Source organism: Bradyrhizobium sp. 76 (assembly GCF_023073025.1).
Classification (GTDB): domain Bacteria; phylum Pseudomonadota; class Alphaproteobacteria; order Rhizobiales; family Xanthobacteraceae; genus Bradyrhizobium.
Genome location: NZ_JADPIS010000104.1, coordinates 1 through 26,046 on the forward strand (window position 1 = coordinate 1; position 26,046 = coordinate 26,046).

General features: G+C 58.9%; 24 protein-coding genes, 1 tRNA gene and 1 pseudogene. 18 read left to right on the forward strand and 8 right to left on the reverse strand.

All coding sequences use genetic code 11. The features are described from left to right. The first annotated feature begins 338 nt into the window (after window positions 1-338). Window positions 339-773 carry a nuclear transport factor 2 family protein gene (locus tag IVB48_RS29380; RefSeq protein ID WP_247405501.1) on the forward strand — a complete coding sequence of 145 codons (435 nt, stop codon included), beginning with the start codon at window positions 339-341 and terminating at the stop codon, window positions 771-773. A gap of 122 nt (window positions 774-895) precedes the next feature. On the opposite strand, the gene IVB48_RS29385 is transcribed toward IVB48_RS29380, so the two are convergent. Then, window positions 896-1,219: a hypothetical protein gene (locus tag IVB48_RS29385; protein WP_247405504.1), complete on the reverse strand. Its 324-nt coding sequence runs from the start codon at window positions 1,217-1,219 to the stop codon at window positions 896-898. Between the two features lie 100 nt (window positions 1,220-1,319). On the opposite strand from IVB48_RS29385, the pseudogene IVB48_RS29390 reads away from it, so the two are divergent. The 3 genes and pseudogenes from IVB48_RS29390 to IVB48_RS29400 all read left to right on the forward strand — a co-directional run bounded on the left by IVB48_RS29390 (window position 1,320) and on the right by IVB48_RS29400 (window position 4,830). Continuing rightward, window positions 1,320-2,874 (forward strand): annotated as a pseudogene (locus IVB48_RS29390) (ISL3 family transposase). A gap of 830 nt (window positions 2,875-3,704) precedes the next feature. Then, a complete protein-coding gene (locus tag IVB48_RS29395; protein WP_247405508.1) occupies window positions 3,705-4,289 on the forward strand; it encodes a DUF2939 domain-containing protein in 585 nt (194 codons plus the stop codon). Window positions 4,290-4,530: 241 nt separating this feature from the next. Continuing rightward, a complete protein-coding gene (locus IVB48_RS29400) occupies window positions 4,531-4,830 on the forward strand; it encodes a PilZ domain-containing protein (RefSeq protein WP_247405511.1) in 300 nt (99 codons plus the stop codon). 49 nt (window positions 4,831-4,879) lie between these two features. Here the strand turns inward: IVB48_RS29400 and IVB48_RS29405 are convergent, their stop codons facing one another. Then, the gene (locus IVB48_RS29405) at window positions 4,880-5,059 is read right to left on the reverse strand and encodes a hypothetical protein (protein WP_247405514.1); all 180 of its coding nucleotides are present in this window, start codon (window positions 5,057-5,059) and stop codon (window positions 4,880-4,882) included. A 712-nt stretch (window positions 5,060-5,771) separates the two neighbouring features. On the opposite strand from IVB48_RS29405, the gene IVB48_RS29410 reads away from it, so the two are divergent. Together IVB48_RS29410 and IVB48_RS29415 are read left to right on the forward strand one after the other, a co-directional pair. Continuing rightward, on the forward strand, window positions 5,772-5,990 hold the full coding sequence (locus tag IVB48_RS29410; RefSeq protein WP_247405516.1) for a hypothetical protein: 219 nt from the start codon (window positions 5,772-5,774) through the stop codon (window positions 5,988-5,990). Beyond that, entirely contained in the window at window positions 5,987-6,220 is a 234-nt protein-coding gene (locus IVB48_RS29415; protein WP_247405518.1) for a hypothetical protein, read from the forward strand. The genes IVB48_RS29410 and IVB48_RS29415 overlap by 4 nt, the downstream gene beginning before the upstream one ends. Window positions 6,221-6,546: 326 nt before the next feature. Here the strand turns inward: IVB48_RS29415 and IVB48_RS29420 are convergent, their stop codons facing one another. Continuing rightward, the gene (locus IVB48_RS29420) at window positions 6,547-6,756 is read right to left on the reverse strand and encodes a DUF2934 domain-containing protein (protein WP_247405520.1); all 210 of its coding nucleotides are present in this window, start codon (window positions 6,754-6,756) and stop codon (window positions 6,547-6,549) included. A gap of 278 nt (window positions 6,757-7,034) precedes the next feature. Between IVB48_RS29420 and IVB48_RS29425 the strand changes: the two genes are divergently transcribed. Next, a complete protein-coding gene (locus tag IVB48_RS29425; RefSeq protein WP_247405523.1) occupies window positions 7,035-7,355 on the forward strand; it encodes a PilZ domain-containing protein in 321 nt (106 codons plus the stop codon). 661 nt (window positions 7,356-8,016) lie between these two features. Then, complete coding sequence (locus IVB48_RS29430; RefSeq protein ID WP_247405526.1) at window positions 8,017-8,193, forward strand: hypothetical protein; 177 nt, start codon at window positions 8,017-8,019, stop codon at window positions 8,191-8,193. 260 nt (window positions 8,194-8,453) lie between these two features. Here the strand turns inward: IVB48_RS29430 and IVB48_RS29435 are convergent. Further along, window positions 8,454-8,525: transfer RNA gene (locus IVB48_RS29435), tRNA-OTHER, on the reverse strand. A 1,041-nt stretch (window positions 8,526-9,566) separates the two neighbouring features. Between IVB48_RS29435 and IVB48_RS29440 the strand changes: the two genes are divergently transcribed. The 4 genes from IVB48_RS29440 to IVB48_RS29455 all read left to right on the forward strand — a co-directional run bounded on the left by IVB48_RS29440 (window position 9,567) and on the right by IVB48_RS29455 (window position 14,100). Next, the gene (locus IVB48_RS29440; protein ID WP_247405529.1) at window positions 9,567-9,734 is read left to right on the forward strand and encodes a hypothetical protein; all 168 of its coding nucleotides are present in this window, start codon (window positions 9,567-9,569) and stop codon (window positions 9,732-9,734) included. Window positions 9,735-10,066: 332 nt separating this feature from the next. Continuing rightward, window positions 10,067-10,246: a hypothetical protein gene (locus IVB48_RS29445; RefSeq protein ID WP_247405532.1), complete on the forward strand. Its 180-nt coding sequence runs from the start codon at window positions 10,067-10,069 to the stop codon at window positions 10,244-10,246. 551 nt (window positions 10,247-10,797) lie between these two features. Then, entirely contained in the window at window positions 10,798-11,001 is a 204-nt protein-coding gene (locus IVB48_RS29450) for a cold-shock protein (protein WP_247293967.1), read from the forward strand. Between the two features lie 2,604 nt (window positions 11,002-13,605). Next, window positions 13,606-14,100, forward strand: coding sequence for a DUF4142 domain-containing protein (locus IVB48_RS29455; protein WP_247405535.1), 495 nt, complete (start codon window positions 13,606-13,608; stop codon window positions 14,098-14,100). 641 nt (window positions 14,101-14,741) lie between these two features. Here IVB48_RS29455 and IVB48_RS29460 read toward each other — a convergent pair. Beyond that, a complete protein-coding gene (locus IVB48_RS29460) occupies window positions 14,742-14,963 on the reverse strand; it encodes a helix-turn-helix domain-containing protein (RefSeq protein WP_247405538.1) in 222 nt (73 codons plus the stop codon). Between the two features lie 226 nt (window positions 14,964-15,189). Between IVB48_RS29460 and IVB48_RS29465 the strand changes: the two genes are divergently transcribed. Both IVB48_RS29465 and IVB48_RS29470 read left to right on the forward strand, forming a co-directional pair. Then, window positions 15,190-15,438, forward strand: coding sequence for a hypothetical protein (locus IVB48_RS29465; protein ID WP_247405541.1), 249 nt, complete (start codon window positions 15,190-15,192; stop codon window positions 15,436-15,438). A gap of 2 nt (window positions 15,439-15,440) precedes the next feature. Continuing rightward, window positions 15,441-15,686, forward strand: coding sequence for a PilZ domain-containing protein (locus IVB48_RS29470; protein ID WP_247405545.1), 246 nt, complete (start codon window positions 15,441-15,443; stop codon window positions 15,684-15,686). Between the two features lie 1,395 nt (window positions 15,687-17,081). On the opposite strand, the gene IVB48_RS29475 is transcribed toward IVB48_RS29470, so the two are convergent. Next, on the reverse strand, window positions 17,082-19,040 hold the full coding sequence (locus tag IVB48_RS29475; protein WP_247405547.1) for an autotransporter domain-containing protein: 1,959 nt from the start codon (window positions 19,038-19,040) through the stop codon (window positions 17,082-17,084). Window positions 19,041-19,463: 423 nt separating this feature from the next. On the opposite strand from IVB48_RS29475, the gene IVB48_RS29480 reads away from it, so the two are divergent. Together IVB48_RS29480 and IVB48_RS29485 are read left to right on the forward strand one after the other, a co-directional pair. Further along, complete coding sequence (locus IVB48_RS29480; protein ID WP_247405629.1) at window positions 19,464-21,881, forward strand: caspase family protein; 2,418 nt, start codon at window positions 19,464-19,466, stop codon at window positions 21,879-21,881. Between the two features lie 48 nt (window positions 21,882-21,929). After that, entirely contained in the window at window positions 21,930-22,202 is a 273-nt protein-coding gene (locus tag IVB48_RS29485) for a hypothetical protein (RefSeq protein WP_247405549.1), read from the forward strand. A gap of 577 nt (window positions 22,203-22,779) precedes the next feature. Here IVB48_RS29485 and IVB48_RS29490 read toward each other — a convergent pair. Together IVB48_RS29490 and IVB48_RS29495 are read right to left on the reverse strand one after the other, a co-directional pair. Further along, window positions 22,780-23,223: a DUF4399 domain-containing protein gene (locus IVB48_RS29490; RefSeq protein ID WP_247405551.1), complete on the reverse strand. Its 444-nt coding sequence runs from the start codon at window positions 23,221-23,223 to the stop codon at window positions 22,780-22,782. 17 nt (window positions 23,224-23,240) lie between these two features. Then, window positions 23,241-24,572, reverse strand: a complete 1,332-nt coding sequence (locus tag IVB48_RS29495; RefSeq protein WP_346659016.1) for an SUMF1/EgtB/PvdO family nonheme iron enzyme — start codon at window positions 24,570-24,572, stop codon at window positions 23,241-23,243. 9 nt (window positions 24,573-24,581) lie between these two features. On the opposite strand from IVB48_RS29495, the gene IVB48_RS41425 reads away from it, so the two are divergent. Together IVB48_RS41425 and IVB48_RS29500 are read left to right on the forward strand one after the other, a co-directional pair. Beyond that, the gene (locus IVB48_RS41425; protein ID WP_346659017.1) at window positions 24,582-24,734 is read left to right on the forward strand and encodes a hypothetical protein; all 153 of its coding nucleotides are present in this window, start codon (window positions 24,582-24,584) and stop codon (window positions 24,732-24,734) included. Window positions 24,735-25,347: 613 nt separating this feature from the next. Continuing rightward, window positions 25,348-26,043: a hypothetical protein gene (locus IVB48_RS29500; RefSeq protein WP_247405556.1), complete on the forward strand. Its 696-nt coding sequence runs from the start codon at window positions 25,348-25,350 to the stop codon at window positions 26,041-26,043. The last annotated feature ends 3 nt before the right edge of the window (window positions 26,044-26,046 follow it).

Consider the following 26,046-nt stretch of genomic DNA (forward strand, 5'->3'; position numbering starts at 1 on the left):
GTTGCGTAAAATGCGTCAGGGCCAGCGCTTCAGAGCGCGGCTCAACGAAAGGCCCAGCGGCCAAATCCATTGCAGCCGACTTTTGCAACAAAATCGGCCCTTCGCTACCGTTGAAGCGGCGCCGCTACATGTCGGTTCAGAGGGATAGATCGGACGTTCGCAGTAGAAGCTAGACAGACGCTTTGACTTAACACGGACCTTTGAACCGCAGGCAATCGCACTGCCGCGTAAAGTCTCTACAGCGACGTGAAAATATCTCCCGTCGAGTCAAAGCGATTAGCTGACGGACGGACCACAGCGCTGCGCAATTGGACAATAGCGAACGCACCGGAGGGAACATGGCATTCAGATCAGCGCCTTATATTCTTTGTGTGTTGCTTGCCATTCCGCACGCCTCCATTGCGGGAGAGACGCTCGATGCTGCCGCCATGGACGAGATGCACGAACACTTTTCAGAAGCGTACAGTCGCGGTGATTTGGACGCTATGGCCGCGACATTTGCAGAAGACGCTGTGCGGGTTACACCCAGCGGCATCTTTCAAGGGCGGGACGCCATCCGCCGAAGTTTCAGCGACGCCATCAAGCTCGGGCTGCATGACTATTCGGTTCAAAGAACCGTCTCGCGTCCCGAAGGCTCCTTTGTCTTCAATGCTGGAACATGGCAAGCCAAGGTAGGAGACCGGCCTTTTCGCGGCTATTACTCGTCGATACTGACTAGCGAAAGTGGGAAGCCGAAGATCATAGAAGAAACGGTTTCGGTTGCGGCTCCCTAAGCAGCAAAGGGTGGGATTTCCGCTTGTGGCCCGACTCGGACCACCTGCGATGTCCGCCTTCGGGCTGCTGCTGAGGGCAAAGCAGACATCACGTGAGACGATGTAGGTCAGGAGTGCACCCCTTAAGACAATATCGACTTCACAGAGGACGCTGAGAACTGCGCTCCGCGTTCGTTCACGTACCCGAGCCTGGCAAGCTCCTCAGAAACGGCGCGCAAGAAACGTTGGCCTCCCTTTGGTGATCGGCGTCTGAGCCGCCGCGCTTCCTTCACCAGTTGGGGATCAACCTCAGCCCAAGACTTGCGGCCCTCGACCTTGCCAACGAGCTCCCGTTTAGGCTGACGAGCTGCTTTCAATTTTGCGACCAGCCTAGCCTTCTCGTACTGGTGAAACGCGCCGGCGATCTGACGCATCATCACCCGGGATGGGTCAGTGCTGTCGGTCAAGTCGTCTCCGTTTGTGTTTCGGCATGGAATAAGGGCTCTGACTCACTTTTGATGCAGTTTGGGGGATGCGTGGCGCTTTGATTGGAGGAGAATCAACGCCATGCAGCAAGCACTCCGCCGCTCCAGTCTGGTGCCGCGTGGGTTCGTTGTAGGGAGTGCGTACTACGAAGGTGATAAGGCCGTTATTGAGATCCGGCCGTCCGGAAGCGTTGGTCTGTGTCCATTGTGCGGAACGGTTTCCCGGCGTGTCCATAGCCGGTATCGGCGACGCGTGACTGATCTTCCGCTTTCGGGGCGGATCGTACAGCTCCTGGTGATCGCCCGCCGCTTCCGCTGCGACGCCGTCCTGTGCGGGCGCCAAATATTTACTGAGCGCTTCGAAGGGGTGCTGGCTCCATCAGCGCGACGCACGGCGAGGCTGGACTCCATTGTCCATCACCTCGGTCTGGCGCTTGGCGGACGACCGGCGGCAGGCTTCGCGAAACGGCTGATGCTGCCGGTGAGCAAGGATACGCTCCTTCGCGTGGTTCGCCGCCGTAGCCGTCCGCCAGCTGACCCGCTCAGGGTTATCGGCATTGATGATTGGGCCTGGCGGCGCAATCACCGATACGCCAGCATCATCTGCAACCTGGAAAGGCGCCGGGTGGTGACCCTGCTGCCGGACCGTGAGCCGGCGACCGCCCAGGCCTGGCTCGCTGCTCATCCCACGATCGCGATCGTCGCCCGTGACCGCGGTGGAGGATATGGCGAAGCCGCAGCAAGGGCCCTGCCGCACGCGGTACAGGTCGCAGATCGTTGGCATCTGATGGAGAACGCCGGTCGGGCCTTCCTCGATGCCGTCCGAAAATCGATGCGCCAGATCCGCAGCGCAATCGGAGCGACGACGATCGATCCCAAGCTGCTAACAGCGGCGGAGCGTCTCCAATATGAGGCGCTATCTCCGCCGCGAGGAGGCTAACGCGACCATCTTGGGCCTGTCGAGACGCGGAACGCCGATCAAGCAGATCGTGCGCCAGACCGGTCACAGCAGGAAGCTGGTGCGACAGGTGATCCGTGGCGAACGCCATGATGTCTTCCGGACCCGGGAGAGCTCTCTCGATCAGCACCTGCCATGGCTCGACGACCAATGGGCAGCCGGTTGCCGAAACGGCGCTGAACTTTCGCGCCGCTTACGGGCGCGCGGCTTCCGAGGCTCCCTTCGTGTTGTCGGCGAATGGGCGACTCGTAGACGGCGGGCCGAAAAGACTGATGTCGAAACCCTTCATCGGATTCCATCGGCCAGAACGATCGCTCGTCTCATGACCGTCGGACGGGATACGCTCTCGAAGGCAGAGACGGTGACCGTCGCTGCGGTAGAAGCTGGCGCGCCACCCCTGGTCGAGGCACGCGAGATCATCGCCGAATTCCACCTGATGATCCGACGCAAGACCGAGGCGGGCCTCGTCCCATGGATCGAGCGCGCTCGCGCCAGTCTTGTTTCATCGTTCGCCCGCGGCGTAACGAACGATGAAGCGGCAGTTCGGGCGGCGATCACCTCGCCCTGGTCCAACGGACAGACTGAGGGGCAGATCACGCGCCTCAAGCTCGTCAGACGCCAAATGTACGGCCGTGGCAAAATCGATCTGCTTCAAGCCAGACTAATCGGCGCAGAATAAACCCAGTTGCACCAAAACTGCGTCAGAGCCCCAGTCGAACGCCGATTGACAATCGATTCCTAGTGGGTGCACGAACGCGCGAGCTACTGAGCGTCGTGGGTGTGGAAAAGCCGCCTGCCTCAGCGGCTGATGACGCTTCGCCGACGGCTGAGGGCGGTAACCAGGCGTCAATAGGTACCGCTGTACAATAGACCATCGCGGATTGGTGACGAGTACCGCGGTACGCATGGGCATAAAGAGAACCCGCTGGCGACCGGAGCCGGCGGGTTTTTGCTTCTTCAGCATCCGCTGAAAGCGGGCAGGGGTTGGCGGACTGAGAACGGGCGTTCCCGGCTTGTTGGATTGGCAAGCCTGTGCTAGCGCGCCAGGATGGACTGGATTGCAGCACTCTTGAGCGTTTTTGTCTTCGTCGGTGGACACAACCGGTCTCGCGTTCTGGATCATGCTGGGCGCGGTTGTAATCAGTCTCGGTACGATGGTTTGGCGGTTGCGCAGCGGGTACGAGCACGGACCCTGGCTTCAGCAGAAGATACTGATCTTCGTGGTTTTGTCCGCGGCGGCAGTATGGCTGGGATCGAGTGCGAGCGTGTTCTGAGAGAGCACCGCCAGCTAAATGTCCACGTTCGTTCTGGCCAGCAAATAGCCCAGCAGGACTTCAAGACCTAGCGGCTACGACTGAGATCACGCTCATGGTGCATTGTTGGTCGGGCGAGTGAATATTTGGTTCAGCAGCCCGGGCCACATTGCGGCACCGGTCGCAAGTTGGGCACTTGCCGCACTCCTTTCACAAAGCGGAGCCGCAAGCGCCCTAACTTCAAAAGCATAGCTCGATGCGTTGGTTTGGTGGAACTTTGCGCTCTCATCGTTGGCTTAGGGATCTATGTAGGGTATCCGCGGTTGCCTCTGTCGGAGGCTTGGTCGGGGCGGTCAGGACGGGTAACGGCGTCGATGTGCTTGCACGAACGGATACAGCCCGCGTGCGCAGATCGTTGGTCGATCAGATCGTTGGCGCTTACCTCAAGCAAATCGGTCGTGATCGGCCGGTAAAGCCACTAGAGCGTTTGGCGGCGAACACCTATGGAGCGTCGATCGCGGACGCCATGATCGGCCAAATGCTTACCCCCGAAAACCTCACAGCCGCGTTGGATAAAGGCGTTATCAGCGTCGGGGGAGCTGAGGTGGGCATGCAGCGCCTCACGGAGATCGACACATCCAAGGTCCTTGAAACTCTGAGGCGGATATCGCCGACCAAGCCGGTGGAATTTCTGATCCGCCTCGGCAAAATCGAGGACCGAGGGGGCGTGAGTCTTCACTTTGAAGGTAACGGTTGGAAGCTCTCCGGTATTCAGCTTCCGAAAGCAGCCGTTCAATTACTGGCCGAAAACCTGGTGAAGACCAAGGGTCGAAGTGGCTGACACGGCTGCTTCGAGCAGCCTCGCCCGTCCCCGTTTCTCCCGTCTCAGTTTACCAACGTGTACGCGCGCCTTCGTAAGCTCAAGTGCCTGCAATCAAGGAAAGCCTGTCACCGAAGTAGTCGGCGGAACGGTACCATTCCGTCGGCCGCGCGGCGCAGTCTCACGCCGTCTGATTGTTAAGAAAACGTATTTCCCGCCCCGTTTGTTAGACACGCTAGCTTAAGCGTGTCTTGAGATGGAGATGGTATTTCCGCAGGCCATGGAACGACGGATCCCAAAACGCCAGAGAGTGTTCAAGGCGGGCAGGCTGACATTGTCCGGCATCACTGTCGATTGCACCGTTCGCAACCTGTCCAGCGCAGGCGCTCTCATTGAACTGCCAGCGCCGGAAGGCGTGCCGCATGAATTGATGCTCAGTCTGCCAACTCACAGACTCAATTTCAATTGCTGCGTGGTCTGGCGCGACAACAAGCGTTTGGGCGTTGTATTCGGCCCCTCAGCTATCCAAGCCAGCACGTCAGCGCTACTTGATGAAAGATGATCAAACTGAGTTGATGAAAGCGTGCGCCCTTGCGCCACGCAACTGCATCTCACGCGAAAGCACTGAATACGTAGCTTGAAATTAGCAACCAAAGGATGGTCGACGTGACTTCCTTTCGGAAGTTCGCCGCGATCAGCATCATCCGTTGCATCGAACCTTTATTCAAAACATTTCGTCGTTCTTCAGCATCAAGAAACTCAACCAGCACGCCCTTTGCATCTTCTCCCAAGCCGCCTCTGTCGAGATACTCCTGGAAGATGCTTCGGATGTTTTCTTTGGAAAGGCTGGAACACTAGTACGCATACTTGAGTGCCTGCCACGGTCACGTCGCGCTTGGTGTCATCGAGCTTAGGGCTGGCGAGCATTCTGCCGAAGCACCTGAATGCAAGGATATAACGGCGCGGATCATCGAATGAACGAATACGCAATTCGATCGCTTCTCACCGTCAGGCGGGAGCGTCTTCTCAAGCGCCCGGACATGGTCCTGGTTGTAATCCCAAGTTTGTAACCTATGTCTCCTTGAACTGGGATGCGAGCCGCTTTCCGCCGAACGAATGGTTCGCACTCGTTGCGCAGGCAGGAAGCGCGGTCACAGGCGCCGACCCGAGGAAGTTGGAAATGGCGGCGCATCGATGCCATCGAGCCGCGTTCAAGGGAGCGGGCAAGCAGGCCAGCGCCCGTCTTTCTGACGCAACGGTCGGATGTCAGGCTTTCACCAGAGACGGCGGCGGCGTGGTCGTCGATGTTGCGATCCCGTTGCGAACAAAGTGAGGTGGTCGGGACGGCATTCTTAACTTCAGCGATGGCGAAACGTAGTCGCGCGGATGAATGCACAGATGAGCCTTCGCACTGCAACAAAGATAATCGTTGCCTGAAACCAGTCCTGCGATAACGTACTCGCATTAGCGGCCATTAATTTCAGCACCTTTTGGGGCATTGCCATGACTAACGATACAGCTGTGTACGAAGCCGTTCGCGTCGATCCGATCAACGGCGACAAGGAATGGTCCGGCCGCCTGGGCACGCCCAGCGCCATCGCGAGAGACGGTTTTACGATCGATCCTGCATCGCTTGCCTATTGCTGCCACGAATGGCTGAACGAAAACGGCTATGTTGACCTCGAACGGGTGCGGTTATCGCCCCGGCTGTTTGCGCTTTGATATCCGACCGAGATCAGACGCTCGCCAATGAAACGGCGATCGAGCGCCTGCTCGGCCGCTGGGTGAAACGACGGCGAACCGTTAAGGCCCCGTTCTCAACTCCCCACGCGACCGACACCAATCCAAACCGTGAATTTGCGCAGACCGAACCGGTTGCAGTGTGGTTCTTCGTCTTCTTGCCGATCTTTATGCTGCTCTACGCGATCGTCGAGAAGATGCATGTGAGATGACGGCAGCCCACAACCGGGGCGCGTCAACGTACGATTAATCATTGCCAATCGCCTACATGTCAGTCAGTGAATTCAACGCCGATGCGGCTGCCTGAACGGCCAAATTAGACGGCAGTTCCTGTCGACGCGATCCTTCGCAAGCATGAGCTTAAACTGGTCTCTCATACAATGACCAACAATGACCAGCAGCTCGATTGCTACTCCGGGGTCGGGGATGTCGACCACGCGGCAACACGTGCTCGTTCCATCGCCGAAGATGTGGGCGACCTCGTTCGTCTCGACGCGCTGTTGTCTGCGACGTTCCTTCACACTTGTTCGCGCCTCCGTCAGGCCGCGCGGCGACTCTTCTTGGATCCCGCTGCTTTCTTGACCTTCGACTTGGCGTCTGTGGATACGCGGGCCAAAGCGCCCAGCCGGGCAGCAACGACTTCCCTCTGCGCCGCAAGCCAGTGCGCGTCGGAGTTGCCGTCCACGCATCCACTTTCAAGCCATAGCTCATAGGCGCGCTCGCGGATGGATTGTTCCAAATCGGTCATCTCAGATGATCTCCTAACTGATGCGGGATCGTGATCAGGCCCGGTTAACAAGAGTTCAATTGCCGACCGTTCTCGGCGAAATTCTTGTGTGCAGATTTGAACGTAAGCTCAAGCTCCTATTTGGAGGGTGATAAGGCTTCGCCGCCCGCATGAAGAAGAAGGCGTGACCGTCGCGTCCGAAGGTCGCAAAATCGCAGAGCGACTGCTCACTTTTCACCAACCATCAACGTCGGTCCTTAGGCTCTGCGGCTGCTCGATGGCCATGGCCGAGCTGGTTGATGAGTGGGGGAGGAGATCAACGAAAGGATCATCGCGTCGCCTTCGAACGACCGTTCGATGCGCGCCTGATGGCGATCGACGGTACTTGGCAGCGCGCCCGCAAGATCTACGACATCTCTGAAATGGGTGCAAAGCTGGTGATCGACGGCGCTGTCAAAGATATCGGCGAAAACGAATTTTTCCTCGTCTTGTCGCCCAGCGGTCTGGCTTATCGACACTGCGAACTCGCCTGGGTCATTGGTGAGTTCGTCGGCGTCCATTTCATTAACCGCGGCCGCTCTCCGAAGAGAGCGGGACGTGGCAAAACGCTGGTCAAATGAACCTTCCTACAGCGGAAAGTGGAGCGGAAGATCGGTGCTAAGAGCGTAGCTGGTCGAACCTTTCCGTCCGCGCCTGACCGGCTTTTTGCGATGCCGGCCAGAACACGGCCATCGCCGGTTTACGAGACTTTAGAGCTGATGGGCGATCATGGGATCATTGCAATCGATAACTCGCTCCCACATGCCCGCCCCACCATCTCACATTCCCAGCTATCTTGAGCGAACTGCCATGATGCCCTCCGAGGCAATCCGAATTATTATGCCGGGCCGGCGACTATTCAGACGCTGTTGAGAAAAGGTTGGATCGAAAAGAAGGCCGACATGGGCTTACGAAAGTACGAGATCACGGCCGCGGGCGAAGAGGCGTTGAAAGCTAAGATGCGGACGTATTGACTGACCGGTCAGAGTGCCGCATAGGCGACGACCACTAGTCTGGGGTTTCCGATCAATTGAACAACAACCGCGACCCCGAATTCTGAGCCGCGGACCAGTTTGATAGGCCGGAATGGCAGCTGCTAAACCTCCTCGATAGACGGTTTGCTCAGCTGCCGGAGGTATCCTGCGCCCTCGAACAGCTTCGGCTAAAAACAGTGTTGCCCTGAGTAAAATTGAGAACTACGTCCTCTTGTTTCAAGAAAAAAATAGTGTGGAGGGCGTCTCGATGACAGGCTTTGAAGCAAAGCTTGAACGTTTCGAAAACCTCGCTGCTGAGTGCGAAATGATTGCCAATCGGGCGAATGACGGCGATCGACAGCTGTACCAACGTGCCGGCCAGCACTATCGGGAGTTGGCAAAGGACATGCGCGAGCTGATCGCGTCCTTCGACATTGCTGCCTAGTTCTCGGAAAACTGCTGTCAAGAGCCGCCGCCGCTGCTTCCCAAACGGCGGTCTGTTCCGGTCAGTGTAACGCCAGCGCTGCTGGACGACGCTTGAAGCCAGCAACGACGCTGACTGCAAATCGATTGCGCTCGTTTTCGGCCGACGATAGGAACGCGCGGGGAACACACGTTTGTACCCTCAACTGCTTTGATTGTACCCGCGCCTGTTCAATTTGAGGCGCAACGTCCGACAAAAGCCCACTGCCGCAATAAGTTAGGTGGTGAGCGCGCTGGGGCTCGAACCCAGGACCCCGTGATTAAAAGTCATGTGCTCAGGCCTTCCGTGCGCCCATGAGCTCGACTGGAAGGCTGCCCAATCAACTGCGAGAGCTACTACGGCTGAGATGGTGCTGAGCCGACCGATGCAAACACCGTAGCAATTAGTTCGAGGCGCAAGAAAAAGCGAGCTAGATCAACGAGGTTGACGAGACACCCCTTCCGCCATTGTTCGCCACTGTTCGTGGTCGTTAGAATTCCATAGCAAATTCAATAACTTAGGCACCGCCGGGGCAGTGGCTGCTCGACCGCTGATTGAACTACGCCAACTCTGTTGCTCCCTTAACAGATGCGTGCTTCATAAGCCCGCTGTCGGCGGCGCCGACGCGCTCGGCTCCCGTGCTTTGGATCGAAGGTGCGGACCTCCAGGTACGGGGGCCGGATTAGCGCTGACTGCTCCATCCTCGACACAGAAACGAGCTCCGACCTCCGCGCGATCAATCCACCAATCCACGTTATTGCCTCTCGCGATGCGGGAGGCTTCGCCGCGTAAAAGGTCCAGTTGTCTTCCGGCAGCACGAACGATCAGGCAATTTGCTTTGGGCACAATCCGTTCTCCAAGGGCAATCAGCACTGGTATGAAATGGCGCCAGCCGGGTTGATCCTAGAGCTAAGCACCGTAAACGAAGGCCGCAGCAGGGGGCCCGCTGCGGCCTCATTGTCAAAAAAAACCGGGTGAAAAAGATCTAAGTGAAATATGGAGCCAGCCCCGGCGGAGCCATCATACCGGGCCATTGGGCAAGGGAATATGATCTAAATCACAATTCAAATTTGTAATGAATCCGAACCATCTATGCTGAGGGAGAGCGCCGCCGGGGCTGGCTAGCTGGCGGGCTCTCACCCCGAGCACAAGGCCGCGTATGTCCCCCACGGCCCCGTCCCAAGTAACACGCTACGCAGCCGCCGCTAACAAAGTGTAAACCTTGTTCCGTTCATATTCGTCGGTCGCAATGGTGAACTCGCTGCGACTTCCGGCTGGAAGCCCGCTAGCTAACGCACCTGGCGGGCTTTCTTCCTTTTCGACCAGTCTGACTAATTCATCAAAGCATTGCGCGCATGAAGAGAAACGACAAACCCAAAGAATGGACCGATGCAGAGGTGCAACTTCTGCTCGCGCTGTCGCGCGAAGGCGCCGGCGCGGTCCAGATCGCAAGTGCGTTGGAAAGATACGTTGCATCAGTGAAGCGTGTGGCGGGAAGCTTTGGCCTCCAACTGCGGGGTTGAGGGCTGCCGGTCACGCTGGCGGCCCTAGCACTCCCGGCGCTTTAATCCGCAATTGGATCGGCTGCCGGGAGCATTGGGGGCTGGAAACCAAGCGATGCCACGTTCGCCCTATATCGACAATGCGTACAAAACCGGAATCCGGTAGTTGTCCGGAGTCCATTTTCGGAACGGGGTGTTCTACTGTGAGAACACCGGCGCGATTTAAATACCAACCAATTTCAAGTTTCCCGGGAATGCCGCAGTGGGGCTGGAACCACGCTGCGGCTTTTCCGTGAGAAATCAACTTCCGCGCACAGCGACGTTTTCGTCAGACTACATTTTGGCGCAGCAAGTTGGTCTGGAAGTTCATTTTGGAGCGCGGGCGAGCGCAGTTTGATATGGGCAAGGTTGGATTTGCAATCATCTTTGCTGCCATTGCGGCATATGCAGCGGATCATCGCTGGAACGATGGCCGCTATTCACGAAGCACCGGAGCTGTGCTTCGTGATGTGCAGCATGCCATACGTTGGTGACGCCCCGCCTCAGAGGGGGCCTTGATCATTGGTCCTCTTCAGACCAGACATTTGGGAGTTTCCACATCTTCGGCATCGACGTTCAGCTTCGGCCTCTGCCAGGCCGCCATCCTTGATGATCGTGAGCTTACACTTCAACTGGGTGATCTCGTCAGCCGATGAGCTTGCCGCAATGTTTTCCGTAATCCGAGCAAGCTTAAATTTTTTGACCACTAGAAACCCCGCCAGCACAGTGGGGGATACCGATCAGGGCGGCTCAGAATCCTGCGCCTTACTGCGCGCATCAAGGTGGCTCGACTGCTCTTCTGGTCGGCGTTTGGTTGGGCTTTGCTGGCTCTAGGTTGGTGGTGGGCATAGGGAGGGTCTCCGATGCGGGACTTCCCGGCCAGTTCACACTGATCCGGCCCGCTTGTTACAAGCTGATCGCGGTCGGAAGCTCCGATCGCAATCACTAGTTCAACTCCCGCTGACCGAAGGGTTGGCGGGTTTTTCTTGCTCTCCGTTGGGTGCTCGATCTAGGCTGGTGTTATTGCTCAACATAGGAGACGAACGTGGCGACAGGCACCGTGAAGTGGTTTAACTCGACCAAAGGCTTTGGGTTTATTCAGCCAGACAACGGCGGGAAGGACGTCTTCGTGCATATTTCCGCCGTCGAAAAAGCCGGCCTGAGCACTCTCAACGAGGGTGCGAAAGTGAGCTACGAAGAAATGAGCAACCGTGGAAAGACGTCGGCCGAAAACTTGAGGGTTGGGTAGCAATCATATGCCCCGCCGGTTCACGCTGGCGGCCCTTTTGGTTTTGAGCCTAGTCCGCCCCGAGCCAGGCCCTTGAGCGCGGAATCGATGGTCTCAAATCTTAAGCCGCGAAAAGGTCTTCCCCTCTGACGCTTGGGCGCCGAGGATTTGGTCACGCTGGTAACAAGCCAAAGGCTGCTGTTGCAATCGGCGCATTCATAAAATTTCAGCTCGTAGCCCCTCGCCACCGGGAAAATGGCCTTGAGCACTCGGGCTTGACTACAAACCAGGCATCCGGCTTCGCCGTTCACGATGGATCTCCAGAAGAGCAGTCTGGTCGCATCTCCGCAATGAAAACGTGAGTCGGGATGGGGAGGCAATAGATCGCGGTTGTTTATGCGCGCGATTCACGGCGTGAAGGCGCCGGTTCTTACTTGACTAACACGGCTGCGGTCGATCAGCGGCAGGCCCGATCTTCTTACTTCGATCCGGCAGGCAGCCCCGAAGAGGTCCTCGGTCCAATGGCGCCGGCCTCGAACGGAGCGATGAACATGCCATCCGGCCTCGCAACAAGCAGCGCCAGGTTGGTTCTGCGCGAAGTGAAAGCTGATCGACGGCAAGGGCGAGTGAACACGCCGGACTCAAGAGCCCGCTACCCGCGTCTCCTCCATCGCCTTGCGCACGTCGTGAACCCATTGCGGCCGTGTAGAACATCGCGGTGGTCTTATGTCGGTATGGCCGAGCAGCTCCTGCACCACGGGGCAGATTTGTCTTGCGCAGCGTGCGCATGCCGGTGGTGAGGCGAAGGCGCGCGCGTTGAAAGCAGCCTTGGTCCAGGTGGGCTCCTTGTACGAGCGGAGGCCGCCACAGGTATTTGGATGCCGCTTCGCCTTTCATGCACCGCTCGTCCCGCTTGCGGCCGCTGCGCGAGTTGCGCTTGGCCTGCTTGGTGCAAACCGCCGCCGGGTGATGGCCCGCCGGCGCCGGAGGATGGGAGAGGGCTCTTTCGTCAGCAGGAGCACGCGCCAGGCGTCTCTCAGGACGTGCTCAACGAGCTAGCCCTGGAAGCTGGCTGACCAAGAGGGCACCCGCGGTGGCGTTCATCCTCACCGCGCAGAAGAGGAAATACGATCCTCCTAATTCAATGGCAAGACAATGGATCGAAAGCAACTTTCGCTATCAGGCGTGCGACCCGCCTGGGAAGCCACGGTACAAGACTACGGCTGCATGGTTCGATGTGGTGGAAATTCTGATCTCTCGCTCTAACGCCCCATCGCTACGGAAATGGCGCCTCTATGTAGAGCATCAGCGCTATGCCGAAAATCCCAGCTCGACAACTCCTAGTCTGTTCGGCCGGCGTCACCACGATCGGGCTGCGACAGTAAAGCCATCCAAGAAAGATAGGAGGAGGGCCTGATCCTTTGTGTTCTCGAGCCCTTCACAAGATAGGGGCGGCAGTTCTTGGATGATCTAACTTCATCGCAAGACGAACCTGCCCGACAAGGCGGATAACTCGCTTTGCCGCGACACGTCCAGCTTCTCAAACACGCGCTTTAGCACATTTCGGCAGTGTCCTCGGCAATACCCAGACGCTCCGCAGCGACCCGCGGCGGAATACCCGAGCCGACCAGGGAAGCAACTCTAGCCTCGACAAGCGTCAATCCATAGATGTCGCGAACGACTGCTGGATCCGGCGGATGGGCGGATTTTTGCTCGCTAACGTAGGCCGCACTGTAGTCTTGGCGCGCCGCTCTGCTTCTTCGATTTGAGATCGAAGGGTTTCGAGCTCTGCGAGCTGAGAGAGAGAGTTCGTTTAAGCTTTGAGCGAAATGGATCGTACGAAATTCCTGCATTATCGGCTCCAGGCGCGGAGTGCTCAATGTACTCCGCTGGTCGTACCTTTCGATATCGCGCGCGTCAAAGCCTCGAGACGGGCTGCGATTCCGCTCATCCGGCGCGCCGCGTGTTGAAGCGCTACTATGTCGGTCGGCCCGGAGCCAGTCGCGAGATTGACTTCGTTCTGCAGGTGCTGAAATTCCGCCTTGCACCGGTCCAGCTCGGTGAGAAGCATCGCGAATTCGTCCATAGGCGAACGGCCCCTTCAGTCGCACGAGCTTTAGGATGAAGCCCGCCATCCCTCGGGGAATGGCTCAAGCAAACTCGACTCGACTTGGTTGTCGTTGTCAGGCGTACAGATAGCGCCTGCATTCCTGCTTGGGGGCGCGAGGCGACGTAAGCGGACAGACAAGGCGCGCGGTTCGCGACTACGAAGGTGGCGCGAACCAGCACGTGTCAAGCGCAACGGGGGCGCACCACGGGCGCGGCGCTCTGCTTCTTCGACTAAACCTCGAAGATTTTCCAATTCTGAGAGCTGAGAACTGATATCGTTAAGTAGTTGGGCATAAAGCATTGCGCGAGAGTCTCGCATAAAATGTCCTCCCCAGTACAAAAAGCACTATCAGGACGGCTTCAGAGCAAACAGCGCCAGCGTAAAAATTTAGAATACCACAGGTGAATCGGATTTCAATCACCTCAGGCTTACTGCCCCGGGACCTGTGCAATTGGAACCTCTTCAGATTCCGGGTGTTTATCGGCAATCAATCCGCAGAATTCGAGGAGTCGCCGATGAACAGAATGCTTTTGTCGCTCGGGACAGCAACCTTGATGGCGATCTCAGTTGCCAACGCGACTGCGAAGGATAAGCAAAGCGAAACGTTCCTTAAGAAGGCAATTGAGGGCAATTTCGCTGAAGTGAGCATGGGAGAGCTGGCGCAGCAGAACGGCCAAAGCGATGCCGTCAAGTCGTTCGGCAGAATGCTCTCCACAGACCACGCGGCCGCCAATCAGAAGGCTTTAAATGCTGCCCAAGGATTGGGGATGAGCCCACCGAGCGGGCCGAATGCGAAGCAAAAAGCCGACCATGACAAGATGTCAAAAATGTCCGGCGGAGGCTTCGATAAGATATTCGCAACTCACATGGTCGCAGACCATCAAAAGGATATCGCCGAGTACAAGAAGGCTTCAAAAAGTAAAGATGCTGCTGGAGAATATGCTTCCGGCCAGATAGATACGTTGCAAAAGCATCTGGACGCCGCAAAATCGTTGAAGGCGGGTAGTTAATCCGACGGCTCCATGGAGACGCGCGAAGACTACCTGCTCCGGCTGGCGAGCGTATTAGAGGATGTCGGGGCGGACCAGCAGGTGATCATTCGCGAGCGGTAGATCGAGTACGCTTTCGGTGGGAATGACGCGCTCGCGCTTGCAGAGGCCGAAGTCTTCGACCCGCGCTCATGGCTACACGTTCCGTTACAACCGCATTGAGCAACAAGGCGTGTTCACCAGGTCGTATCCCGGTGGAGGCAGAGCGTAAGGTTTAGGAACGACCACTCTGCTTCTTTAGTTTGGAGTAGCGAGCTTCGAGGACTGCGGCCGAGGTATGCTGCAATGTCTCTGAATGACGCTCCGCTCGCACGCATCTGAAAAGCCATCTCTCGTCGTCCTCTGCGGACCAAATCGCCGAACTTTTAGGAGTCTCGGATCGGACCATCACCCTGCTGCCGATTTTTGCGATCCTGCAAAAAGACGCCGCTTCAGGCAAATTATGGCAGTCGACATCTCGCCAAACCACCGCTTACAGCTTGGGCAGTCGTACAGGCGCACGCCGGATGGCAGTGTTAGCACCTGTGTCCAGCAGAAGGGCCTCACCTCGCGTTGCGGCTGCAGTCGAGGACGCGAAGATAGGGGGCGGGGAGGACTCTCGGCTAACCGATCCATTGCGCAAAGGCGCGTCCGTTGGTGCGGCTTACTCGGCCCCGCTGCTTGCGGAAGCGTTGTAACCGACCGTAGACGGCCTGGCGACTGCGACCCAACCGCTTGCCCAGCTCGGTTGCAGTCATGCCCTCATCGTGTAGCGCAAGCAGTCGCGCTTCTTCTTCGGGCGACCACGGGCGGATCTCTTGTCGATTGTTGGACATCGATTTCATGCCAGCAGTAGCGCTGCGGACCATCGTAGAGCAAGGAGGTAAATGATCAGTTCCAGGTTTGGAGCGTGAACGTCGCGAGGTTGCGCTTGCACCCAGTTTGCTCGGCCAGGGCCGAACTGGCCACGCGGCTATAGGGCGTCCAGGATGGCCGCGTAACGATCTGTAAGTATTGGGCATGCATCATAGCGCCTTTCTGCGCGTGATCAGTCCGACCAAGGAGATCGCCGTGACATCAGATAATGATGACGAACTGGCTGTTTTGACGCGAGAGATCGCTGACAAGGTGACCTATGTTCAGAGCCAAACAATCCTGATCGAGGTCGTTGAGCGAGACGGACACGACGTATCCGACTATGAGAGAGAGTTAGCCAAAGAGCGGTCGGGCTTGGCAACACGGATCGCGAGGCAGTTTAGACTGCTGGAAATAGCTTCGGCCATTCAACGACCCGAGACAGCCGCGTCAACTCAAGGATAATCATGTCGGATCGCCGGAAGATCGATCGTTCGGAGGTCGACTTAGCCGCCTACATTTTTGGAGATGGCGGCAGCCGACGTTGCCGCGTGTTCAATATCTCGGAGGACGGTGCTGGGATCGAGTTATCGACGAAGCTGCACATGCCTGCCACATTCAAGATGATGTTGGAAAGAGACCGTATCATCAGAGATTGTCGTCTCGTTTGGTCCAGTGATACTCGCAGCGGCGTCGTGTTCAAAGCCGTTTGAGTCGGCTCCGGTAGGTTGTGGGTGCCAGCCAAGTGCCCCAGGGGACAAGGTCGGGTAGTGTTACCACGCTGTCTACCGGCAGGCATCGAGCGTTGCTGCTGCGGCTCAACGACGACACACGTTGCGGGGGCTGTGAGAAGGGCGCCCGGTGATCTGTTTCGCAAGACCCTGTCGTTTTTGACAGGTGCGGGCCGTCCCGACATGTGGGCATGGTCGCAACTAAAGGACGAGAGCCGCGGCTATGCGTTACTACCTTCCCGATTCTCCACAACGGCGAGACACACGCGGACGACGTGGGGAGCTGCTTCGCTCTGCTGAGATAGCTAACCGCCAGACCGTCGGGGGTGGTGCTGCACGTGGCAGAGTAACCCTGGTTTCCGCGTTTGGCCCGGGCCGAAAAGCCGGGGCGGGCCTTTCGCACGGGCCCCTAACAAGAAGATCTCAAGTGCACGGACTGCTAGAATCTGACGTGGGACGACTAGGCCGCGTATGGACCATGTCAGCCAGGCAAGGCGTCTTCATGATAGCGCGCCCCGGGACCTAACAGGAGATGACCTCGGCTTGGAGGTCCTGGGACAGATTAGGCCGGGGCCGCTCCACCAGCTCGAAGGAGATAGCTAGCAAAACCTCCAAGTTCTCCTCTTCGCGTTCGCTCCTCAACCGGCGTTCGAGGCGGCAAACTAGAGCGGCTTGCCGGTGCTGAAATCCGGTTTGACTTCAAACCTCGATTGCCGCAACCGCCGCAAACGAAGCGCGGCTCGATATCAGACAAGCGAACATCGTCCGGCCAGCGATCGGCACTAAGAACAACGTTGTGACCGCATGGCAGTAGCAGCTCGCCGAGGTGATCTAGAGCGGCCGTCCGTCCGCCCGCGTGGCGGACAGAAGGAGCGGAGCGACCGTAATAAGCTCAATAAGTGCGTCGGCCACAGCCGGCGAGCAGAGCAATTTATTCCTCAGGGCGTGCTTTTGCCCGATTCGGCAAACGACAACCGCTTACAGCCGCGTGGTCTACGCAGTGCCGGTGCGGCCCGATATCTGGGCATCAGGCCGACGCATTCGACAAGCAGGCGAGGGCGGCACCGTACCCAACCTGCTAGCGTTGTTTGGCGTGAAACGGCCTTGGATTCCGTCCTTGACGGCGCTCGTCAGTCAGCAAACGACAACGGAATGGGATACGCTCCGCGACCGTTTGACTGGAAGCGAGCAGGTCGCAACAAGACCTAATCCTCGGAATAAACGACTGGGGCCAGCGCGACCCGCTGGAGCTATTCCCGGGGACGGCGCGGCGCAGCTGCCCCAGCGCACCGGCTAGCGAGCGAGAGGCGCCGGTTGGTCGCGGCTCCCACCAGCAAAAACTCGGGCCTACCGGGGCTTTCAGGTGATTCAGCTTGATCAGTACCTAGCGACAAGCGCCTCCGGCCCGAAGCGATAGTTGAGGCCGACTTTGACCTGATTGATGTTGTCTGACTTGACCGACATGATCGTCGTGCCGTCGGATGCAAGGGCGCGATCGCGCCCGAACGACAGGTAATCGTATTCCGCCTTTGCCGACCAATTCTTACCCAGATCGAATTCGGCGCCGTACCCGATCGTCCAGCCCACGCGCGTGCTGGAGACGCCAAAGCCGGTTCCACTTGCGACGAATGCGCCGGCCCCGTTGTTACAGACGCTTCCGATTGCCACCCCCTGGGGATTGTAGCAGGTCGAGGTCGTGCGGCCGTCTTCGAAGGCGGCGCCGCCCTTGACGTACCAAAGTGTACGTCCCCACGCATAGCCAAGGCGAGCGGTCGCACTGGCGACCCAGTTCGTCTTGTCCTCCGCGACGAAGTAAGCCGAGGTCATGCCGACGCCGAAGGCCTTGGTACCGACAGTTCGGGAGCCTTGGATGTTAGCCGCACCGATGTCGCCCTCAACACCGAAGACCCAGTTCTTGCTGAATTGATAGTTATAGCCCAGTTGACCACCACCGAAGATGCCGCTCACCCACGGACGGGTGCTGTCGGTTACCGGGTCGCCAAACCTCACATCGGTCCGACCGGCGGAGCCGCCGAAGAAGCCGCCGACATAGAAGCCAGTCCAATTGGTCTCGGTGATTGCAACCGGCCGCGCCTTGACCATTCTGATTGCCTTGGTCGGCATGATCGCGGCAACAACCGTCTCCGGCGAGAACTGATAGCGAATGCCGGCATTCCCCGTCCAGCCATCAATATTGGAGCCGTTGCGATAATCGACTCGCACGAAGCCGAGCCAGCCGGTGTTCACGACCTGGCCGGCAATCCCGAGTGAATACTGACCGTAGGTGCCGACGCGCGAGGTCGTGGTGGCCTGATTGTACGTGAACGGAGCGCCGGCGACGGGGAACACACCGTTCAGCGATGTGTAGTTCGAGCTGACGTTGCCGGCGAACTCGTGGAAGATGCTGGCAGATGCGAAAGGCTGCCAAATGACGTTCGGGGTTACGATCGTCCTGCCGCCGCGCAGACTAAGGCGGCCCATCTCGCTTTCAACGTCGTTTGTCTGAATGATGCCGGCGATGCCGGTGAAGTTTGGACCGGAGACGCCGGGTGCTGTGAAGTTGTCGACGGACGTCCTGGAGTAGATGAAACCGGCCGACGGCTCGATGAACCAATTATCGCCCAGATCAAAGTTATATCCCGTCGATGCCGAGATCGAGAAGCCATGCGCATTGACCGGCTGATTGGCGAACGCGAAACCGGCGTTGTTCACCTTGATGTTGTAGTACTCCTGGCGAACCATCAAGTCGGCAAAGAAGCGCCCCTTGGTGGCGACAACGTAGGCGCCGAAGAAGGGCACTTCGAAGCTGTTATCAAATCCAGCGTTGTCGCTCGTCTTTGCGCCGAGATAACCGGCCGTGGTGCCCAGGTGGACGTTCCAGCCGCTCCAGTTGAGCCGCGCGATATCTGTGCCGACCTGAACACCCGCGAAACTCTCCTTCTGCGAATTGGAGCAGTTGGTCGAAGCGGTGTTGAACACCGCGCCGCCTTGCGTCGAAGTACCGACAGAGCTGGAACTTGAGCTGATGTTGACCTGGCCGCCGACCGCTCGCGCCCATACACCACCGCCGGGCTGGTCTGGCGCGGGGTTCGCCGGAGCGGAGACGAACGCGCTGCCCTGCTGCGTCAGGAAAGCGGTGTTGACGTTGCCAATGGCGGCTGAAATGGACGCGCTGGCAGAGCTCGTCGGAATTGCCAGCGTCCCGATGTTGTTGATGGGTACTCCGGTCTGCGTCGTTGCTCCGCAGTTTTGCGCCAACGCTGAAGATGAACTCAGGAAGCTGGTGGCAGCCATTGAAAGCCCGGCGGCGACAATCCATTTAGCGAAAACGCTCATCTAAGTTCCCCAAAAAACGGAATCGAAAATATTGGCTTCAGCCTAGTGCAGGGGATTAGAGGGTGGAATGCTGTCGTTTGGAGTCTGACTGGGACAGGCTGTGAATTCTTGAAGGTGTATCTGGTCAGCAACATTTCTGAGACCAACAAGGGGTTGAACCCCGTTTATGTGATCTGCATCACTGCGCGAGAGGTCCATTCAACGCGCCAGCCCCAATTGCGGACGAGACAGCCTTGAGTCTACGAGATTGTTTGTGACCCGCATCACGCATGTCGTGGGGACAGGAATACCTTCGTGGGCAATCGTCTCGAGCATTGCTAGTGAACCAGGGCGACGATAGAATCTGAAGAGAATTCGGTATTTTGGGCTGGCTGCTGTGCCAGCGGAATTTTTATGATCCGGCGGCGAACCGCAGCGTTGGCGATGATCGTCGGGACCTTTCTAGCGCTGGTCCTGGGGCCCGATCGCGCCTTCGCAGAACGGCGAGTTGCATTGGTTGTTGGCAACTCGACTTACCAATCAGTGCCGCAACTACCGAATCCCGCGCGCGATGCAAACTCGGTCGCAAAGATGTTCCGAGAGGCCGGGTTCGACGCCGTAGAAACGCTGATCAACGTTGGCAATCTGGAGTTCAAGCGTGCCATCCGCAAGTTCGAGGCCACCGCGGATCAGGCCGACATCGCGGTCGTATACTATGCCGGTCATGGACTCGAGATCGGCGGCATCAACTATCTAATCCCGATAGACGCACGGCTCGCCAGCGATCGAGATGCCGACGACGAGGCGATCCCGCTGGAGCGCCTCGTCTCCTCGGCTGATGGAGCCAAGCGGCTTCGCCTTGTCGTCCTTGATGCCTGCCGCGACAATCCCTTCGTCTCGACCATGCGGCGCGAGCGGCGAAATCTTGCGACCCGTGCCGTCAGCAGCGGTCTCGGCAAGGTCGAGCCGACCATGACCGATACGCTCATTGCATACGCCGCGAAGGCGGGCTCGACGGCGGATGACGGAGACGGGGAGCACAGCCCGTTCACGACGTCGATCCTGAAGAATCTTCCCGTGCCGGGTCTGGATATCCGCCTCGCGTTCGGGCGGGTAAGGGACGAGGTCTTGAAAGCGACGGCCAGTCGCCAGGAGCCGTATGTCTATGGTGCGCTTGGCGGCGGTACGATTTCGCTGGTGCCGGCTCCGGCCGTCCCACGGGAGGCGCCAGTAAGCGACGTCAAAGCGGACTACGAGTTGGTTCAAAAAATTGGTACGAAGCGGGCGTGGGAAGTGTTTCTTGCGACACATCCGACCGGCTTCTACGCAGAGTTGGCGCGCGCGCAGATGGAGGCTCTCGGCGTTCAGCCGCAGCTCGCCGCATATCCGCAGACACCACCGCCGAGCCGGGATTCACTGCCCTCGAAAGAGCAGATTGAGTGGGACAAGATTAAGGACAGCGCGGACATCCCCGTGCTCCAGCGCTTCATCAAGCGCTTTCCCGATGCGCCGCTCGCGATCACCGCTCAACAGCGCATCAACCTCTTAAAGCAGGCGGTCCAGGAGCGTGAGGACAAGGCGCGCGTCGCACGCGAGGCTGCCGAGGAGGCGAAGCGCAAGGCGGATGCGGAGAAGGCGGAGCTCGCCACGCTACGGAAGCGTGAAGAAGACGAGCGCCGTGCCCGCGAGTTTGAAGCGGGTGAGAAGGCAAAGGCGGTGGCTGCCGCCGCTGCCGCTGAAAAGAAGCGCCAGGATGATGAACGGCGCGCCGCCGCGGCCGAAGCCGAGCGGCTGGCGAAGGCTGTAGAGGCCGAGCGCAAGGCGTGGGAAGCCACGCAAAAGGCCGCGCAAGTTGAACGCGATAAAGCCGCCGCCGAGGCCGCGGCTGCAAAGGCGGCTGCGGAGAAGCAGGCCAGGGACGCGGATGAAGCACGCAAGCAGGCGGAGATTGCTGCCGCCAGGGAAACGACTTTAGCGGAGAAGAAGCGTCTGGAGGAACAGCGCCGCGCGGCCGCCGCCGAGGCCGAGCGGCAAGTCAAGGCCGCCGAACTCGAACGCAAGGCACAAGAGGCCAGACAGAAGGCCGAACAGGCTGACCGAGATCGAGCCGCCGCAGAAGCCGCAGCCGCCAAGGCCGCTGCCGAGAAGCAGGCCCGGGACGCCGAGCAGGCCCGCAAGGTGGCCGAACTCGCTGCTAATAGGGAAGCTGCCTGCACGGATCAGCAGGTCAGGCTGGACACAATCCTTGCCAAAGGCAGCGAAGGCACGGGGGTCGACGATCTCACTGTCTTCTCGAAGACGGTGACCTGCGACCGGCTCGGGCCAGTGGTTGTTGGCGCGCTCGATCGCTTCAACATCGAGGCTGCGAAACGGGCGGTAATCCTGCCTAACTCACCGCAACTCGTCACGTTGGCTCAAACCGAACTAGTCCGGCTCGGCTGCCTGACAGGCAAGCCCGACGGCAGGCTGAGCGATACGACCAAGACCGCGCTTGGCCGTTATTTCACGATCGGAGGCCAGCCGATCGAGCTCGACAAGATCATTGTGACCCAGACACTGGTGGGAGAGCTCACAAAGCATAGTACCCGGGTCTGCCCCATCCAATGCAAGAGCGACGAAACCTTAAAGGGCGATGTGTGCCTAGCGAACGAGAAGCCGGGTGCGGCTGCGGCAACGTCGCGCAAAAGCGATGACAACGAAAAGCCCCGCCGCAAGCCATCGACCCGCGATGCGGATCGTGACTCGGTCAAGCGCGCGAAGATAGAAAACGATGTGCCCCGTGCGCGGCAGCAAGCCGTCGCACGTCCGAGCATCGTCAGCGGTGGTAGCGGTCATAGCACGATGATCGGCGTTGGATTTTGAGACGATCGAAGCCGGCCGAGTTAAGGGGCTTTGATGGAGCAATAAGGAATGGACATGAAGCGGCTTTATTCGCTGGCGCTTGCTGCAGCCGTCTCTGCGTCGTTCGTGATGATTGCCATTGCACCGGCTGTTGCGGATCGGGGAACGCAGGTCACCGGTGCAAACTCCTTCACATCGCGCCACCTGCCCCTGCATCCCCGCCGGGCGGTGACTGGACACATGATGCCCGTAACCCGTATTGCCGCAGTACCTACGGCCGCGGTCTGCGGCGGCTCCCGGTGTGGTCGTGATTTCGTTCTGATGCTCGGGATCGGCTTCTGATTACAGCAATCAATGGTGCGCGGCGCGCCCGGAGAATCCGCCCGGTTCAAGCTGGCGAGGCTCCTCTGGGATCACAGCTTGGTTCGCTAATAGGGGCATCAGGCTCGATCCCGTTCTGCTGGTCGAACTTCCTGATCCAGGATTGATTGTAGCGCGGATCGTCCGGATGAAGCTGCCAAGTAAACGAAGGGTTCTGCGCTCAAAACTCTGGCCCACATCTAGGTTGCTGTAGCGGGAAAAGTGGTCAACCCAAAAGACCGCTCGAAAAGACCGGTGCATTGATGTAGCGCGCAAAAGCGAAAACCCCGCCGGGGGAAGCGGGGCTTTCTGGTGGGGGGTGAAGCTTAGAGAAGCTTCAATTATAAGACGCTCGCATCGCGGAAAAGGTTCAAAGCTCTCAAAAGCGAACTAGGCCAATATCGCAATGATGGGGTGACTGCCAGGCCGAAAAGCACCAATGGTGCAGGTTCATTGCCGGTCCTGTGGCTCAATGCTGATCTCCTAGACATAAGCGCCCCGCAGCAGCGGCGGCCACTGGCGGCAACGGTGGAATGGACACCTTAGACCGGCTTGCGATTTACTTCGCCGTCGCGGGCTGCCTGACCCGTATGGTGATCTTCTCCGACACGATGGGCGGCTCGAACGGATAGTGCTTGGCATCGCCCAGCACGAGTTGAAGCGTGTGCGTCCCGGGCGGAAGTTCGAGCAGCGTTTCGGTTTGTCCCGCCCCGAAATGCAGATGCGACTTGTCCTGCAGGATCGGCTCCTTGGGATCGATGGGGTCGTTGACGTCGATCAGCAGATGATGGTGGCCGGCGTTCTGATACTCGTCGCCGGCATGGGTCACTCCCATGTTGCGCAAGCCGAACCGGATCCAGAATCCGCCGCGGACCTTCTGCCCGTCGTGCGGGGTGATGAAATAGAGCTTGGCGTCCTTGGGTGCTGCCTTGCCTTGCGAGAAGGCTGCCGCCGGAAGCAATGCAAGCGCCGCCGCCAGCGCGACGCAACGAAGGACCTGCATCAAACCAACTCCTCCACTCAAGGACTGAGCGCCACGCGGAATCCGTGCGTCGGATAACGAACATTGGTGTCGTAGCCATCGCGGTTGGACGGCCGCACATATCTCGAATCGTTCTTCCAGGAGCCCGAGCGGAGGACATGAGCGCTGCAGTCCCCGCTGCTCCATGCCGAGCCGTCGCCGGGCGCGCCCTGATAGGTCTTGTGCCAGCAGTCCTCGACCCACTGATCGACACCGCCGCCCATGTCGTGGAGCCCGAACGGATTCGGTCTGAAGCTGCCGACTTTCGCCGGCTGCTCGGCCGCGAGATCACCGCAATCCTTGCAACCGGCCATGCCCGGCTGCAGCTTGTCGCCCCACCAATATCTGGTCTGCGTTCCGCCCCGCGCGGCATATTCCCATTCGGCTTCGCTCGGAAGCCGATAAGTCTTCTTCGTCGCCTGAGCGAGATAGGCCGCATATTGCTGCGCGTCGGTCCAGCTCACATTGCTGACCGGCGCATCGTCCTTGCCGATGGCCGTGAAGCCGCACGCCTTTGCAGCGGCGCACTCGTTCCATTCCTGCACGGTCACCGGATATTTGCCGATCGAGAACGGCTTGACAGTCACCTGATGGACAGGACGCTCGGTCGGGTCGTCGTTGCTTCCCATTGCAAAGCTGCCGCCGCGAATGGCGACCATCTCGGGTTCGCGGACGGGAACTGTCGATGGACTTGGCAGCGGAGCGGGCGAGGGAGGCGACGAAGCCGAGGAGGGAGAAGGCTGCGGCCTTTGCGCGACGCCCTCGCGCGGCGGCGGCTGCGGGCTTGGCGATGCGGCAGGAGAAGCGTTAGGAGAAGCGGCGCGCAGGGCGGCCTGCTCGCTCACCTTGCCCGGCGCCTGCGTCAGCAGGTACCACAGCACGCCGGTGGCAATGACCAGCAGCGTGAGGCTCAGGAGGAAGATCAAGATATTCTCGCGCCGGCCCTTGGTCTTGCCGACCGCGTCTGCATCCGGCAGCACTTTATAGACGCGCACGGGATCGGTGATGTTCTTGACTTTGCGATCCCCGAGCGACTCGTAACCGCAAACAACCTTGTGCTTGATCTGCTCGTAGATCGCGCCGGAGATAAAGACCTGGCCTGGCTCGGCGATGCCCTCGATGCGTGAGGCGATGTTGACGCCATCGCCATAGATATCGTCCGACTCAACGATGACGTCCCCCAGATTGACGCCAATCCGGTACTCGATCCGCGTATCCTTCGGAAGCGAGGCGTTGCGCCCGATCAGGTTCTGCTGGATTACGATGCTGCATCGCACGGCCTCGACCGGACTGTCGAAAATCGCGATGAAGCCATCGCCCGTCGTTTTCACCAGACTTCCATGGTGCTCGACGATGCTGGGCTGGATGAGATCCCGCTCAATCCGCTTGACACGGACGTGGGTGCCCTCTTCGTCCGCCTGCATCAAGCGACTGTAGGAAGCTATATCACCGACAATGATCGCTGCGAGACGACGAGGCCCGACGCCATGTGAAGGGGGGTCACCGTTGTTCCCGGATCGGAAGTTGCGAATTTCGCCCATAGCGGGACCCACAAAACTGCAAGGCGACCCAGCATACAACCCGTCAAAAAGATCGTCCGCGACGATATCACATCGATGAACCCACACAACATCGAAGCACCCGTCTGCATCGCCTTGCCGATTGAAATGCCATCCCAGATCACCTGCCGGTCGTGGACGCGGTCGCGGCCGATGACCCTCGTGCTAAGGATAGGGGCTTAGGGCGCGGCGACCAGAGCGCGCCGATCCCCGAGCTTCACATAACCTGCGACTATCAACTCCATCGCCTTTGACATTCCGCATCATTTCCGCAGCCAATCATTGGTGCAAGCAAACCCCCGCGAGAGGGATCTCGGCCGGCGTGGCGCGCCGCAGCGCGCGCGTTACTGAGAACGAATTATCATATCGGGTTCGCTTCCTGTTCGGCGGCCGTTCTCAAAAACACAACCTGACAGCGCTGGAGCGGTTGTATTGCCGTCCGCGGGAACACGCTGGCAGCCCCGTAGTTGTAAGTCCCGTGACTAAGAAGGTAGACTGTCCCGCCGTCGGCTCCCAACACCGGCGGCGGGTTTTTGTGAGTTGCGCAGTGGCAAAGCGTACCGGAGCACCGGCCAAGAAGCCGCAAACTTCCATGCCGGGCTTTATCAGTCCCCAGCTTGCGACCCTGAAGATGAAAGCTCCTTCGGGGGCTCAGTGGATTCACGAAGTCAAATACGACGGCTACCGCATCCAGCTCCACATCGACGGCGACACCCGTAAAGCCTTTACTCGCAACGGCCATAACTGGGTCAACCGGTTCTCGGTCATTGCCGGCGCCTTCAATATTCCGGGTCAGGCGATCGTCGACGGGGAGGTGGTCGTCATCCATGGCGAGCGAACCAACTTCTCCGAACTCCAGGCGGACATCGGCCGAGGCGACCAGGACTGGCTGGTTTACTTCGCCTTCGATCTCCTGTGGCTGGACGGCAAGGACCTTCGCAGAATGTCTCAGCTTGCCCGCAAGGAGCTGCTGAAGCAGCTGATCGACGAGAATGGGCTGGAAGCCCCCATCTTCTACAGTGAGCACCATGGGGGTGACGGGCAGGCGCTGTTCGAGGCGGCAAGCTTAACTACGAAGGCATCGTCTCGAAGCGGGTTGATGCCCCGTACCGGTCGGAGCGGGTCGAGACCTGGCAGAAGATCAAGACCGTCCAACGTGAGAAATTCCCCGTCGTTGGCTTCGTCAAAGACCCGTCCGGCGTTGCCGCGCTCTACCTCGGCAAGAAGGAAGGGAAAGAGCTGAGAT

Bases quoted from the DNA above. Each gene is read 5' to 3' on its own strand.
- IVB48_RS29480 (WP_247405629.1), top strand. From the start codon at position 19,464: ATGATCGTCGGGACCTTTCTAGCGCTGGTCCTGGGGCCCGATCGCGCC.
- IVB48_RS29470 (WP_247405545.1), top strand. From the start codon at position 15,441: ATGTCGGATCGCCGGAAGATCGATCGTTCGGAGGTCGACTTAGCCGCC.
- IVB48_RS29425 (WP_247405523.1), top strand. From the start codon at position 7,035: ATGAGTGGGGGAGGAGATCAACGAAAGGATCATCGCGTCGCCTTCGAA.
- IVB48_RS41425 (WP_346659017.1), top strand. From the start codon at position 24,582: ATGGTGCTCGACGATGCTGGGCTGGATGAGATCCCGCTCAATCCGCTT.
- IVB48_RS29430 (WP_247405526.1), top strand. From the start codon at position 8,017: ATGACAGGCTTTGAAGCAAAGCTTGAACGTTTCGAAAACCTCGCTGCT.
- IVB48_RS29485 (WP_247405549.1), top strand. From the start codon at position 21,930: ATGGACATGAAGCGGCTTTATTCGCTGGCGCTTGCTGCAGCCGTCTCT.
- IVB48_RS29410 (WP_247405516.1), top strand. From the start codon at position 5,772: ATGACTAACGATACAGCTGTGTACGAAGCCGTTCGCGTCGATCCGATC.
- IVB48_RS29380 (WP_247405501.1), top strand. From the start codon at position 339: ATGGCATTCAGATCAGCGCCTTATATTCTTTGTGTGTTGCTTGCCATT.
- IVB48_RS29440 (WP_247405529.1), top strand. From the start codon at position 9,567: ATGAAGAGAAACGACAAACCCAAAGAATGGACCGATGCAGAGGTGCAA.
- IVB48_RS29475 (WP_247405547.1), bottom strand. From the start codon at position 19,040: ATGAGCGTTTTCGCTAAATGGATTGTCGCCGCCGGGCTTTCAATGGCT.
- IVB48_RS29420 (WP_247405520.1), bottom strand. From the start codon at position 6,756: ATGACCGATTTGGAACAATCCATCCGCGAGCGCGCCTATGAGCTATGG.
- IVB48_RS29400 (WP_247405511.1), top strand. From the start codon at position 4,531: ATGGTATTTCCGCAGGCCATGGAACGACGGATCCCAAAACGCCAGAGA.
- IVB48_RS29490 (WP_247405551.1), bottom strand. From the start codon at position 23,223: ATGCAGGTCCTTCGTTGCGTCGCGCTGGCGGCGGCGCTTGCATTGCTT.
- IVB48_RS29455 (WP_247405535.1), top strand. From the start codon at position 13,606: ATGAACAGAATGCTTTTGTCGCTCGGGACAGCAACCTTGATGGCGATC.
- IVB48_RS29395 (WP_247405508.1), top strand. From the start codon at position 3,705: ATGCGTTGGTTTGGTGGAACTTTGCGCTCTCATCGTTGGCTTAGGGAT.
- IVB48_RS29460 (WP_247405538.1), bottom strand. From the start codon at position 14,963: ATGAAATCGATGTCCAACAATCGACAAGAGATCCGCCCGTGGTCGCCC.